A 12,959-nucleotide genomic window follows, 5' to 3' on the forward strand; every position below is an offset into this window, starting at 1 on the left:
CTTGTCCGGTCGCCGTTCGCGCCTCCCGAGGTGGGGCGGGCAGCTGGTGTGCCGGAAAACTCGACGCCTCCGGCGGCCGCGTGGTAGCTCCGCCGGGTGGGTTCGTCTGCGCTCGCCGTCCTCTCCGCCGCGAGGCGGAGCTCCGCGCTTTGGGCCGCGGCCGCGTTGCTCGGCCTCGGCGCCGTGACCCTCATCACAGCGCCGAGCTGCGGCAACGACGCTGTGGGCGTCGACGCCTGCCGGCGGATCGAGCAGGCCCGGTGCGAGGCGGCCGCCGTGTGCCCGGAGTGGATCGGCTCCGGGGACGCCGAAGAGCGGGTGAACACCTGCGTCGAGTTCTACTGGGACCAGTGCCTGCACGGCTTCGAGAACGGCGCCGGCGGCGGCCAGACCGTGGCAGATCCGACGACCGTCGAGGTCGATGCCTGCGTTGCCGCCGTCGGTGAGGCGCGCGCCTGCGCCAGCGCCAAGGTCGCGTCCATGGCGGAGTGCTCTGCAGCGCCGCTCGCCGCGGGCGTGGACCGCGCGATCACCCCCTGCGAGGTGATCACCGCGCAGGCGGAGGCGCTCGAGGCCTGCGCGTTCGTCGCCCCGAACGGCGGCGGCGCCGGCAGCGGCAGCTCTGGCAACGCGGGCAGCGGCGGCTCCGGCGGCAGCAGCGCGGGCAACGGCGGCGGCAGCGATGTCTCCGGCGGCGCCAGCGCGGGCAGCGGTGGCTCCGGCGGCGCCAGCGCGGGCAGCGGTGGCTCCGGCGGCGGCAACGCAGGCAGCGGCGGCTCCGGCGGCGGCAGCGCGGGCAACGGCGGCTCCGACGGTCCCTGATACAGCTGCGGGAAGCTCCCTCGGACTGAGGGATCGCCCGCCTCGCACCAACCTGCTAGGTTCAGGGAGGGCTTCGACGATGGCTACGCCGGCAACAGTCCACGTTGATGTGGAGCTCCCTTCCGATCTCGCACAGCTCCGCCTCCCGGCGGGGGTCGATCGCAGGCTGCAGGCGCTCCTGGACAAGCAGGATCGCGGGGAGAAGCTATCGGCGGATGAGGCCATCGAAGCCGAGGGGCTCGTCGATCTCGCCGAGCTGCTCAGCTTGCTGCGCCTCCGCGCATCGCGGAAGGAGCCTGCGCTGACGCGATGAGCGGCGACGGCGTGCCCGCGGCGCTCCAGCGTCGCGTCCGCAAGCGTGCTGCCGATCGATGCGAGTATTGCCGGCTCTCCCAGGTCAGCCAGGAGGCCACGTTCCATGTCGATCACATCCAGCCACGGCACGCAGGTGGCCTGACCGCCCTGGAGAACCTGGCGCTCGCCTGTGTGTCGTGCTCCCTGCGCAAGGGAGCGCGGACCCATGGAGAGGACCCGACCACGGGCGACCACGCGAGCCTCTTCCACCCTCGCTGGGGTCGCTGGGAAGACCACTTCGACGTCACGGGCGAGCTGTCGATCGCCGGGAAGACACCGGCATGCCGCGCCACGGTCGCGCTGCTCCGGATGAATCGGCCTCTCGTCATCGAGATTCGACGTGAAGAGGCGTTGCGGGGTCGGTTCCCGTAGAGGGCGGGCGCCCGCGGCTTCCGCGAGCTCATCACCGCCTCGCGAGCGCGAGCGGCGCATCCGGCAGCTCGCCCGCGAGCGCCGCCGCCAGCGGCGTCCCCTCTGGCGGGCCTCGCTCGGCCGCGCGCCGCGCGCGCAGCTGGGCCGCGTTTCATGTGGCGCCGTTCCCCGGCTTGGACTAGTGCCCCCTGCCGATGGGCCGAGCTCGAGCTGGTTTCGGAACCTTGTTCGCCGCGGATCGCGCGCGCGGGCGCTCCCCGCGACCCCGGGCCGGCCGGTGCGCCCTGGCGCTCGCCGTCCTCGCGCTCACGGCCTGCGCCGACGGGTCCAACAGCGACGACGACCTGCAGCTCGGGACGTCGGTGACCATCGACCCGCTCGCCTTCCTGGGCGGCGACGTCCAGTGCTCGGGCTCGGACGAGCCGGAGGCCATCCGCAGCTACGTCGCCACGCTCACCGACAACAGCGCGGAGGGCGGGCCGTCCCCCCTCGCCTCGTCGCCGCCAATCTCCTGTGCGTGGAGCGTGTCGTTCACCTCCGTCGTCGAGGGGCACGAGTACACGGTCAGGATCGACGGCTACGGGGGGGAGCGCGCCGATCAGCTCACGCCCAAGGGTGGCGAGACCTCCGGGAACCCCGAAATGCTGCTCCCCAACGGTGACAAGGCCGACCCGACCTGGACGTGGGAGTGCCCCGGCCCTGACTCCGACCCCCCGGGCGGCGCCGGCTCGATCGTGGCAGAGAAGGACGTGGAAATCGTTGTCCGGACGTGCGCCAAGCCCACCCGCGTCGAGCCCTGACCCTTCCGGCGCTCCCGTTGCGCCGCCTCACGCTCCCGCCGCGCTGTCCAGCGCCCCCGCCCAGGACGCTCCCGCGATCCCGCCCGCTGTCCGGCCCCTGATGCGCCCTCGCCGGCGCCTCGCGGCGTCCGCCGAGGAGCGGGCGGCAGGCCGCGATCCGCGCCCGCGCGCGCGGGCAGGAACGCCCTCTGAGGCCGGCAAACCCTTTGCGCCGGCCTGCCCCTTGGAGTACCTGAACGCATCCGTCGCATCCCCTGAACAGCGTGGGTCATAGGGCGGGCGGCGAAGGCCGGACTCCACCTCGTCGCTCGTCGTTCGAGGTCAGGGCCGCTTCTGCTGCTCCGCTCGACGCTCGAGCCGCGCTGGGATGGGCCTCTACGACGGGGGCCGAGCGCGCACCGCGCCCGCCCCCCGCGCCTCGGGTGCAGGTCCCCCATGGAAGAGACGTCGAACATCCAGCAGAAGGTTCCGGTCAGCATCCAGGACGAGCTCCGGACGAGCTACCTCGACTACGCGATGAGCGTGATCATCGGCCGCGCGATCCCGGACGTGCGCGACGGCCTGAAGCCGGTGCACCGCCGGATCCTCTACTCGATGAACGAGCAGAAGATCGGCCCCTCCGGCTCGCACAAGAAGTGCGCGCGCGTCGTCGGAGACGTCCTCGGCAAGTACCACCCGCACGGCGATCTCGCGGTCTACGACGCGCTCGTCCGGATGGGGCAGACCTTCAGCCTGCGCTACCCGCTCATCGACGGGCAGGGCAACTACGGCTCGGTCGACGGCGACTCGCCCGCGGCCATGCGGTACACGGAGTCGCGCCTGTCGCGGATGGCCGTCGAGCTGCTCGCCGATCTCGACAAGGACACGGTCGACTTCGTCCCGAACTACGACGACTCGGAGCTCGAGCCGAGCGTCCTGCCGGCGAAGTTCCCGCAGCTCCTGGTGAACGGCTCCGGCGGCATCGCCGTCGGCATGGCGACGAACATCCCGCCGCACAACCTCGGCGAGATCATCGACGCGACGATCGCCATCATCCGCAACCCCGACATCACCCTGGAGGAGCTGCTCCACCTCGTCCCGGGCCCCGATTTCCCGACCGGCGGCCTCATCTACGGCAAGAGCGGGATCGTGCAGGCGTACACGACCGGCCGCGGCTCGATCACGATGCGCGGGCGCCACCAGGTCGAGAAGACGATGAAGGGCGACCGCGAGCAGATCGTCTTCACCGAGATCCCCTACCAGGTGAACAAGGCCCGGCTGGTCGCGAAGATCGCCGAGTGCATGAAGGAGAAGCGCATCGAGGGGATCAGCGAGGTGCGCGACGAGAGCGACCGCGAGGGGATGCGGATCGTCATCGAGCTGAAGAAGGACATCTTCCCGCAGGTGGTCGTCAACCAGCTCTACCGGCTGACGGACCTCCAGGCGACGTTCGGCGTCATCAACCTGTCGATCGCGAACGGGCGCCCCGCGGTGCTGAGCCTGAAGGACACGCTCTCGCACTTCATCGAGCACCGGCGCGAGGTCGTGACGCGGCGCTGTCGGTTCGAGCTCCGGCAGGCCGAGGCGCAGCGCGAGCTCATCGAGGGGCTCGGGATGGCGACGAGCGACATCGATCGCATCGTCGCGACGATCCGGGCCTCGAGCGATCCGGACGACGCGCGAGAGAACCTGCAGAAGCTGCCGCTCCGGGGGCTCGGCGAGTTCCTCCGGCGGGCCGGCCGGCCGGAGCCCGAGTGCGCCGAGGCCGACACGCGCGGCGACTACTTCCTGTCGGAGCGGCAGGCCAAGGCGATCCTCGAGATGCGGCTGTCGCGCCTGACAGGCCTCGAGCGGGAGAAGCTCGCGAAGGAGTACGGCGAGCTGTCGCAGACCATCGAGCGGCTCCGGGCGATCCTGGCCGACATGGGGCTGCTCATGAACGTGATCGTGATGGAGCTCGAGGAGATCAAGGAGCGCTTCGGCGACAAGCGGCGGACCGAGATCGTGCCGGCCGAGGCCGAGATCCAGATGGAGGACCTGATCCAGGAAGAGGACATGGTCGTGACCATCTCGCACGCCGGCTACTTGAAGCGGACGCCGACCTCGACGTACCGGGCGCAGCGCCGCGGCGGCAAGGGGATGGTCGGGATGGAGGCGCGCGAGGAGGACTGGGTGAGCCAGCTCTTCGTGGCGTCGACGCACTCGTACGTCTTCTTCTTCAGCGACAAGGGCAAGGTCTTCGTCAAGAAGGTCTACGAGATCCCGCAGGCGCCTCGGAACGCGAAGGGCCGGGCGATCGTGAACTTCGTCGGGATGGAACCGGGGGAGAAGGTCGCGGCGATCACGCCGGTGCCGAGCTTCGACGGCGAGACGTTCGTTGTGACGCTGACCCGCCGCGGGCAGATCAAGAAGACGGCGCTCAACGAGTACGAAAACTACCGGGACAAGGGGATCATCGGCGTGCGCATCGAGGAGGGCGATCAGCTCTTCACGGCGGCGCTCACCGACGGCAAGCGCGAGCTCGTGATCGCGACGCGGAGCGGGATGAGCATCCGCTTCCCCGAGGACCAGGTGCGCCCGACGGGCCGCGCGACGATGGGCGTGAAGGGCATCGAGCTCGACGAGGGCGACGTGGTGGTGGGCCTCGGCGTGAGCGGCGACGGGCGCGACCGGGTGCTCGCGGTGTGCGAGCGCGGGTACGGCAAGCAGACGCCGCTCGAGGAGTTCCGGCTCCAGAGCCGCGGCGGCAAGGGCGTCATCCTCATCGACGCGAGCGAGCGGAACGGGCCGGTGGTGGGCGTCGCCATGGTGAGCCCGAGCGACGAGGTGCTGATCGTGACCGATCGCGGGCAGATGATCCGCACCAAGACGAGCGAGATCCGCGAGACAGGGCGCAACGCGCAGGGCGTGCGGATCATGCACGTCGGCCAGGACGAGCGGGTCGTCGCCGTCGAGGCCTTCGCGGCGGACGCGGCCGAGGCCGAGGAGGGCGGGTCGACGCCGCCGGGTGCGGGCGTGGACGGGACCAACGGGGTCGCGGATCACGCGGGCGGGAACGGGAGCAGCGAGGTCAGCGAGGTCAGCGAGGTCAGCGAGGTCAACTAGAGGTCGACCCCGGGCGGGGAGCTAGGGGCCTACGGTGGTTGTCGGGTCGACCGGACGGGGAGCTCGATGGCCGACGAGGGCCGCTAGCTCGGTCACGTGCTCGTCGTGGGCGCCCATCGCGACGAGCGCGTCGGCGAGCTGAAGGACATACTCGACGTTCGAGCCGCTCGGGCCGTGCGACGCAAGCACCTGAGCGGCAATCTCGGGGAGCGGCGCGGCGCCCAGATAATCGGGGTTATCGGGCGTGGCCAGGTACACGATGGCCGATCGGGCCGTGATCTCCGCGCGCGCCGACGCCCCGTCCGCCAGGTGGAGCGGCACGTCGTGGCGCGCATAGCCGCCCTTCTCGCGGTGGTCCAGCGCGCGAAGCACCTCGTCGAGCTCGGCCACGCCAACGCGATAGGCCATCCCCCAGCAGCGCGCGCCAGGCGACGGAATCAGCGTGACCACCCGCCCAGGCGCCCCGGGGACGCCCCGATGATCGGTGGACCCCTGCCAGAAGCGGCGGGCCCACCCCGTGACGTACCCGGGCACCATCTGCTCGAAGCGGAAGGCAGGCCGCCAGATCAACGAGCCGTAACCGAAGATCCACGTCTCGCGGTGCACGGGGCGATTGTACCAAACCGCGCCGGCCGCCAGCCGCCGCAGCTCACCCCTCGAGCAGCTCGAACCGGATCCCCGCAGCCTGAAGCCGCTCGATGAGCCGCTCCCCCATCGCGACGACCGGCGTGATGACCCCGGCGCGCGCCGGCAGCCGCTCGCGGTCGAACGCCATGCAGAGCGCCGACTCTGCCACCATCTTGGCCGTCTCCGAGTAACCGGGATCGCCGCCGCTCACCCGCGTCACCACCTTGCGCGACGCGCTCTTCCCCTGGAAGGTCACCTGGAACCAGCTGCGCGCCCGCTCCTCCGCGCTCGGCCCCTCCCCCGGACTCCGCACCTTGCGGAGCAGCTCCCGCGTCGGTCCCACCTTGGCCAGCGCCGTGACCGCGCCGAAGCCGGCGATCCCCATCACGAGCTGCAGCCCGGACTTGACCTGCACGTTGTGGCTGTACTGGAAGTCGGGGCCGTAGGCGTCGAGCTCCCGCGCGCTCCGCAGCACGACGAGCGGATCGATGCTGGGCATCGGACAGAGCCACGCGCGCAGCCCCTTCTCGTAGCGGATGCGCGTCTTGAGCCCCCGCACCCTGCGCGCCCCGCGCGCGTCCTCGCCGCGCGCGGCGCCCTTCCTGGGGCCGGGGCGCGCCATGATCTCGAGCAGCGACTGCCAGGTGCCGCCGGAGAAGCTGCCGTGCACGCGCACGATGCCCTCCACCACGATCGGCTCGCCCGCGGGGAGCTTCGTCACCGTGAAGAGCACCCCGAGGTCGTGCGGGATGCTGTCGAAGCCGCAGCAGTTGACGATCCTCACGCCCCGCGCGCGGGCAGCCTCGTGGTGGCGCTCGATGAGGCGGTCGACGAACCCGGGCTCGCCGGTGAGATCCGCGTAGTCGGTGCCCGCGCGGATGCACGCCTCGACGAGCGGCTCGCCGAGCGCCGTGTAAGGGCCGACCGTCGTGATGACGACGCGCGCCTGCCGGGCCATGCGCTCGAGCGACGCCGCGTCGTCCGACGCCGCCTCGATGACGCCCAGCGAGGAGCACGCCGGATCGATCGCCTCCATCGCCGCCTTCACCTCGGCGAGGCGCCCCGCGTTCCGGCCAGCGATCGCCCAACGGATGGGCCGCTCTTCTGCGCCGCGGGCAGAGGCGTCCTTGCCCTTGGTGGCGAGATACTCGGCGACGAGGCGACCTGTGAAGCCGGTCGCTCCGAAGACGATCACGTCGTACGCGCGGTCGCTGGTCATGGGGGCAGCCTTGATACCACGACCGCGGGCGGGAACGTCAGCGCCGGCACCACGAGAGCGACGGCGGCACCCAGCCGCCGAACGAGCGCTCCAGGTGCTCCGCCACGGCGATCGTCACGTGATCGTTGCCGTGGATCGCCGCCACCTGGACGCCGAGCGGCAGCCCCTCGCCGTTGAGGCCCAGCGGCACCTGCGTCGCCGGCATCTCCATGACGTTGAGCACCGCGGTGTATGTCCACTGGAAGGGCGGCAGGAGCGGCGCGTAGTGCCGCGGCGCGGGGCTCGGATAGGACGGGTAGAGCATCACGCCCTGCTCGCCGATGCGCGACACGAGCTCGGCGCGCAGCGCCTTGCCGAGCTCCAGGGCGCGCTCGACGCGCGCCGGCAGCAGCCCGCCGACGTCCTCCAGCAACGCGAGCCCCAGCGCCGGCAGCGTGTGCGGCGAGCGGCGGACCGACCAGCGGGCGAGCTCGCGCGGCAGGCTGACCGGGCGGCCATCACCGAGCAACGCCCGGAACGTGACGCCCCCGGACGTGCCCACCATCGCCGTCCAGATGTCGAGCGCCCGCGCGAGGAGGTCGACCTTCGCCTCGATCACCCTCGCCCCGCAGGCGGCGAGCGCCTCCGCCGCCCTCCGCTGCGCGGCCACGAGATCGGCGCTCACCCGGCGCACGCCGTCGTGCTCGACGGAGAGCACCGTCAGCGTGCCGAGATCGACCGAGGCCGGATCGCCGAGCGGCAGCGGCGCACAGCCCGGATCGCGCGCGTCGGGGCCGGCGAGGATGCGGAGCACCGGCATGAGATCCTCGGCGCGCCGAGCGATCGGCCCCGTCGTCATGAAGCGGAGCCCCCGCTCGCCCGGCAGCGGGAACTGGCCCGAGGTCGGCACGAGCCCGCCGGTCGGCTTGTGGCCGAAGACGCCGTTGAAGAACGCGGGCATGCGGATGGATCCGCCGATGTCCGAGCCGAGCCCGACCGGCGCGCCGCCCGCGCCGATCACCGCGGCCTCCCCGCCCGAGCTGCCGCCCGCGGTGCGCGCCGGGTCGTAGGGGTTGTTCGTCCGGCCGTAGAGCCGGTTGTTCGTCTCCATCCACATGCAGAGCTCCGACACGTTGGTGACGCCGAGCGGGATGAAGCCGGCCGCGCGCAGGCGCGTGACCGTCACGGCGTCCTCCTCCGCGCGCACGCTGGCGCGGGCGACGAGCCCCGCGGAGTTCGGCATGCCGGCGACGGCGAAGCTCTCCTTGATGGAGCACGGGACGCCGAGGAACGGCGGCGCGCCCGCGGGCCCGCCCTGTTCGAGGAGAGCATCGGCCGCGCGCGCCTCGGCGCGGGCGGCCTCGAACCGGTCCGCCACCATCGCGTTGAGCGTCGGGTTCACGCGCTCGATGTGCCGGATATGGGCCTCCACGACCTCGGCCGACGTCACGGCGCGTTCGCGGATCAGCGCGGCGAGCCGGGTCGCGGAGAGCAGGAGCAGCGGATCTCGTGACAGCATGCGTGCGACCGAGGATCAGGCTCGGGACGACGACCCAGGTCAAGGGTCCGCCACCCCGGATCCGTCGATCGCCCCCCGCCCCATCCCGGGCGCGAGCCGCGCGCGGCCCTCGCCGGGCGTCCTTCTGGACGCCGGAGGCGCGAGCCGCCTACTCCTCCGTGGCCTGCTCCGCGCCCGCGGCCTGCCCCGCGCCCGCGGCTTGCTCCGTACCCGCGCGCTGCACCGGCGCGGCGGCGACCGCGCGCGCCCGCGCTCGCTGCGGGAAGGCCCACCGCACCGCCCCGGTGATAAGCCAGTCGACCGCCCCCCGGTCATCGACCTGGATGCCGGGATCGACGTACACCTGCACCCGTTCGCTGAGCTCTGCGCCGACCTCCAGCACGCTCGTCGACACGACGCGGTGCGCGCCGCGGTGATCGATCGAGAACGCCTGGTCCGGGCTCACCCAGAACCCGTGCGGCAGCTCGATGATCGCGAATTCCCTGATCGTCGACTTCTGGATGGGGTTCCGCCCCGGGTCGCCGCCGAACGACACGGCGTGCTGGAGCTGGGCGCCGAGCCGCGCGGGCCGCGCCACGCGGAAGTACGCTTGGACGAGGGGCGCCACCTGGTTCTTTCCCGCGCCGAGCGCGCGCTTCGTCGCCGAGTCGAGGACGAGATCCGTGCCGACGACCAGCGCGAACCGCGGCGTGCCCACAACGCGGACGAGCGGCCGGATCAGGATGTCGCCGAGCCCCGCGTCGCGCCGGCCCTCGATGTCACCCGCGTACGCGAGCGGCAGGTCTGCGCGCAGCGAGAACGTCCTGGTGAAGGCGTAGTCCCCCCGGAGCACCGCAGCGTTGAAGAAGCCGTTCTTGCCGCTCGAGTAGTCGTCCCGGAGCTCGAGGAACGTGCTGAAGTTGGCGGCCGCCCTCGGTTGCGTCCGGGGCGCCGCGGCGGCGGGCCGCTCCTGCGCAGCAGGTGGCTGCGCAGGCGGCGCGGGTGGAAGCGACGGCCGCGCGGGCTGTGCACCGGCGAGCGCCGTGGGATCCCCAGGCTGCGCAGGATCGGCGCGGGCCGCGGCGGCGCCGCTCAGCGCGAGGAGCCCGACCGTGCCGAGAGAGGCCACGCGACGGCGCTTCAGACCCCAGGGCGAGACCGTCCGATCGGCAGGGCGCGCCTGCGCGACGCGATGCGCTTGCATGCCGGGTTCATGGGTGTGTCGCGCGATCTGGCGGCAGTCAGTTCAAGACAGCAGTCTGCACTTCGGGGGCGCATGAGCCGACGTCCGGTGTTTGCGCACCTCTCCCCTGGCACCCCAGCATCCTGGCCGCGCCCTCGCTTGCGCGCGCTCCACGCGACGCGCTCGGCGCGCTTCGCTCGACTCGCCCGGCGTCGCGCTCGAGCGACGCAGCCGTGCACATCGAGCGCAGTGCATCGCCGTTCGATCCACCGCGGACCGACCTCCCGGACAGCGCCGGTCCGTGCTGAACATCACGCGGTTCACGTGCGCGCGCTCGAACAAAAAACTGCACAAAATGCCGCAGAAACAAGCGATCTGTAAAGAAACAACTTGACGCGACGCAGCAGCTCTGTAGGGTAGAAGCATCTACGCCATGCAGAAGTCGATGTACACCGCCAGCGCCCACGCCTCCGGCGATGGGACCCTCGCTGAGAAGGTTGTGCACAATGCTTCGTTGGCGTCCTCGACGGCGCGTTCGTTCGTCGTCGTCGAAGGCGGCGTGTCTGTCGGGCTCCTAGCGGGCCTAGCCATTCCTGCGCTCATCAGCCTAGTTGACGTCGTCGGGCTGATTCGCGTCGGGAACGGTTGCGGGCCGCCGCTCTGAGCTGAGACAGCATGGAGATAGGCCCCCGCACCGAGATGGTCCGGGGGCTTTCGTTTTTTCCGGCCTGAGGGTTCACGGAGAGCAGCCGTCGTCGAAGGAGGATCAGTGAGCAAGGAACATTCGAGGAAAAATCGGGAGGACGCCTCGATCGAGGCCGTCGGCCAGCGCATCGCGGAGCTCGCCGAGCTCGTCGCCGCGGGATGTGGGGTGCCCGTCGCGTCGAGCGCCGTGCGAGAGGAGTTCGAGGCGCTCGTCGACGAGATCCGCGCCCGAGCCAGCGGGGGCGCCGTCCGCGCGCCCCAGCGATCCTCGACGCACCTCAAGGGCGCGCGCCCGCACGGCGACGCCGCGGAGGCCTCGTTCGAGTTCCACGCTGACCCGCCCTCCGCGCGCTCCGACGTGGATCAGCGCGCCAAGCCGGCGAGCGCGCAGGGCAGCTCGCGCGTCGTGTCGCTCGACGACGCGCGCAGGGTGCTCGACGCGCTCCGCCGCGAGGAGAGCAGCGGCGGCGGCCCTCGGGAGGATCTGCAGCGCGCGATCGCCTAAGTTGCTGAGCCTCTGAGAAACGGCGGAACCCCGCGGCCAAGGCGCCCCCATGGGCCCCACCTTCACCCGCGTGACTCGATGGAGTCGGGAATTATGAAACGAACCGGTGCACAGATTATCTGGGAAGTCCTCGTCCGCGAAGGCGTGGACGTGGTCTTTGGCTATCCGGGCGGCGCGATCATGCCCGCCTACGACACGATCCTCGGTTACCCGATCCGCCATGTGCTCGTCCGGCACGAGCAGGGCGCGGCGCACATGGCAGACGGGTACGCCCGCGCCTCGGGCAAGGTCGGCGTGTGCGTCGCCACCTCGGGGCCGGGCGCGACGAACCTCGTCACCGGGATCGCGACGGCGATGCTCGACTCCTCGCCGATCGTCTGTATCACCGGGCAGGTGCCGTCCAAGCTGCTCGGGACCGACGCGTTCCAGGAGACGGACATCACGGGCGTCACCCTGCCCATCACCAAGCACAACTACCTGGTGACCGACGTCCGGGACATCGCCCCTGCCCTCCGCGAGGCGTTCTACATCGCGCGCTCGGGCCGCCCGGGCCCTGTGCTCGTGGACATCACCAAGGACGCCCAGCAGGCGTCGATCGACTTCGAGCCGCCGAAGGGCGAGGTCCGCTTGCCCGGCTACCGCCCCTCGCACCACGCCGTCCAGACGGACATCGAGAAGGCGATCGACCTCATCGACGAGGCCGAGCGGCCGCTCATCCTGGCCGGTCAGGGCATCGTCAGGGCCGAGGCGACGCGCGAGCTCCTCGCCTTCGTGGAGAAGACAGGGATCCCCGTCGCCTCCACGCTGCTCGGCCTCGGCGGCTTCCCGGCGACACACCCCCTCAGCCTCGGCATGATGGGGATGCACGGCGAGGCGTGGGTGAACACCGCCATCCAGGAGGCCGACCTCCTCATCGCGCTCGGGATGCGCTTCGACGACCGCGTGACCGGCAACCTCAAGACCTACGCCGTCAAAGCGAAGAAGATCCACGTCGAGATCGACCGGTCCGAGATCAACAAGAATGTCAAGATCGATGTCGGCCTGATCGGCGACGTCCGGGACACGCTGCTGTCGCTCATCCCCGGGTGCAAGCAGCGCAACCGGGGCCCGTGGGTCGAGCGCATCAACCTGCTGAAGGGCGACTCGGCGGTCCGTGACATTCAACAATTGCCGTACAACGACAAATTGTACGCCGCGCACGTGATGCACGACCTCTGGCGGCTCACCGACGGCAAGGCGCTTGTGGTAACCGACGTCGGCCAGCACCAGATGTGGGAAGCGCAGTACTACAAGCACGATCACCCGCGGAAGCTCATCACCTCCGGCGGGCTCGGCACGATGGGCTTCTCCCTGCCGGCGGCGATCGGCGCGCGCTTCGCGAAGCCGGAGGACGAGATCTGGGTCGTCGTGGGCGACGGCGGCTTCCAGATGACCGCGTGCGAGCTCTCGACCTGCGCGCAGGAGGGGCTCAAGGTCCACGTGGCCGTCATCAACAACGGCTACCTCGGCATGGTGCGGCAGTGGCAGGAGTTCTTCTACAACCGGCGCTACTCGGCGACCCCGATGCGCAGCCCGGATTTCGTGAAGCTCGCCGAGGCCCACGGGCTGACCGGCATCCGCGTCACGAAGCGCGAGGAGATCGCCGCGGCCGTGGAGCGCGCCCGCGCCACGCCGGGCACCGTGGTCGTCGACTTCCGCGTGGAGCAGGAGGATAGCGTCTATCCGATGGTCCCCGCCGGCGCCGACCTGAACGACATGATCCGGCGCCCGAGCCCCATCGTGGAGACCGGGGAGGACCCGTGAACGCGCCA

The 12,959-nt window shown here is 71.3% G+C and carries 12 protein-coding genes; 8 read left to right on the forward strand and 4 right to left on the reverse strand.

Annotated features, from left to right (window positions below; all coding sequences use genetic code 11):
• Nucleotides 1-96: 96 nt before the first annotated feature.
• From WMF11_RS20810 to gyrA, 5 genes are all read left to right on the forward strand, one after another.
• Nucleotides 97-822 (forward strand): hypothetical protein, encoded by a 726-nt coding sequence (locus WMF11_RS20810; RefSeq protein WP_437978682.1) that lies wholly within the window; start codon nt 97-99, stop codon nt 820-822.
• Between the two features lie 79 nt (nt 823-901).
• A complete protein-coding gene (locus WMF11_RS20815; protein ID WP_044965251.1) occupies nt 902-1,135 on the forward strand; it encodes a hypothetical protein in 234 nt (77 codons plus the stop codon).
• Complete coding sequence (locus tag WMF11_RS20820) at nt 1,132-1,548, forward strand: HNH endonuclease (RefSeq protein WP_437978683.1); 417 nt, start codon at nt 1,132-1,134, stop codon at nt 1,546-1,548. Before WMF11_RS20815 ends, WMF11_RS20820 begins: the two co-directional genes overlap by 4 nt.
• Nucleotides 1,549-1,772: 224 nt before the next feature.
• On the forward strand, nt 1,773-2,348 hold the full coding sequence (locus WMF11_RS20825) for a hypothetical protein (RefSeq protein WP_437978684.1): 576 nt from the start codon (nt 1,773-1,775) through the stop codon (nt 2,346-2,348).
• A gap of 435 nt (nt 2,349-2,783) precedes the next feature.
• A complete protein-coding gene (gyrA, locus tag WMF11_RS20830; protein ID WP_437978685.1) occupies nt 2,784-5,432 on the forward strand; it encodes a DNA gyrase subunit A in 2,649 nt (882 codons plus the stop codon).
• A gap of 21 nt (nt 5,433-5,453) precedes the next feature.
• On the opposite strand, the gene WMF11_RS20835 is transcribed toward gyrA, so the two are convergent.
• From WMF11_RS20835 to WMF11_RS20850, 4 genes are all read right to left on the reverse strand, one after another.
• Entirely contained in the window at nt 5,454-6,038 is a 585-nt protein-coding gene (locus WMF11_RS20835) for a gamma-glutamylcyclotransferase (RefSeq protein ID WP_437978686.1), read from the reverse strand.
• Nucleotides 6,039-6,081: 43 nt separating this feature from the next.
• Entirely contained in the window at nt 6,082-7,278 is a 1,197-nt protein-coding gene (locus WMF11_RS20840; protein WP_437910231.1) for a saccharopine dehydrogenase family protein, read from the reverse strand.
• Nucleotides 7,279-7,315: 37 nt separating this feature from the next.
• Nucleotides 7,316-8,776, reverse strand: coding sequence for an amidase (locus tag WMF11_RS20845; RefSeq protein ID WP_437910233.1), 1,461 nt, complete (start codon nt 8,774-8,776; stop codon nt 7,316-7,318).
• 148 nt (nt 8,777-8,924) lie between these two features.
• Nucleotides 8,925-9,959, reverse strand: coding sequence for a hypothetical protein (locus WMF11_RS20850; RefSeq protein ID WP_437978687.1), 1,035 nt, complete (start codon nt 9,957-9,959; stop codon nt 8,925-8,927).
• 412 nt (nt 9,960-10,371) lie between these two features.
• Here WMF11_RS20850 and WMF11_RS20855 point away from each other — a divergent pair, with 412 nt between their 5' ends.
• The 3 genes from WMF11_RS20855 to ilvB all read left to right on the forward strand — a co-directional run bounded on the left by WMF11_RS20855 (nt 10,372) and on the right by ilvB (nt 12,951).
• On the forward strand, nt 10,372-10,602 hold the full coding sequence (locus WMF11_RS20855) for a hypothetical protein (protein ID WP_437554133.1): 231 nt from the start codon (nt 10,372-10,374) through the stop codon (nt 10,600-10,602).
• Between the two features lie 105 nt (nt 10,603-10,707).
• The gene (locus tag WMF11_RS20860; protein WP_437554135.1) at nt 10,708-11,148 is read left to right on the forward strand and encodes a hypothetical protein; all 441 of its coding nucleotides are present in this window, start codon (nt 10,708-10,710) and stop codon (nt 11,146-11,148) included.
• Between the two features lie 93 nt (nt 11,149-11,241).
• Entirely contained in the window at nt 11,242-12,951 is a 1,710-nt protein-coding gene (gene ilvB / locus WMF11_RS20865; protein ID WP_437554136.1) for a biosynthetic-type acetolactate synthase large subunit, read from the forward strand.
• Nucleotides 12,952-12,959 lie beyond the last annotated feature (8 nt).

Origin of the sequence: Sorangium sp. So ce295 (assembly GCF_051527405.1) — a bacterium.
Taxonomy (GTDB): Bacteria; Myxococcota_A; Polyangia; order Polyangiales; family Polyangiaceae; genus Sorangium; species Sorangium cellulosum_B.

Excerpts from the sequence above, each read along its gene's own strand:
- WMF11_RS20820 (WP_437978683.1), top strand. The coding sequence starts at position 1,132 with ATGAGCGGCGACGGCGTGCCCGCGGCGCTCCAGCGTCGCGTCCGCAAG.
- ilvB (WP_437554136.1), top strand. The coding sequence starts at position 11,242 with ATGAAACGAACCGGTGCACAGATTATCTGGGAAGTCCTCGTCCGCGAA.
- gyrA (WP_437978685.1), top strand. The coding sequence starts at position 2,784 with ATGGAAGAGACGTCGAACATCCAGCAGAAGGTTCCGGTCAGCATCCAG.
- WMF11_RS20840 (WP_437910231.1), bottom strand. The coding sequence starts at position 7,278 with ATGACCAGCGACCGCGCGTACGACGTGATCGTCTTCGGAGCGACCGGC.
- WMF11_RS20850 (WP_437978687.1), bottom strand. The coding sequence starts at position 9,959 with ATGCAAGCGCATCGCGTCGCGCAGGCGCGCCCTGCCGATCGGACGGTC.
- WMF11_RS20855 (WP_437554133.1), top strand. The coding sequence starts at position 10,372 with ATGCAGAAGTCGATGTACACCGCCAGCGCCCACGCCTCCGGCGATGGG.
- WMF11_RS20815 (WP_044965251.1), top strand. The coding sequence starts at position 902 with ATGGCTACGCCGGCAACAGTCCACGTTGATGTGGAGCTCCCTTCCGAT.
- WMF11_RS20845 (WP_437910233.1), bottom strand. The coding sequence starts at position 8,776 with ATGCTGTCACGAGATCCGCTGCTCCTGCTCTCCGCGACCCGGCTCGCC.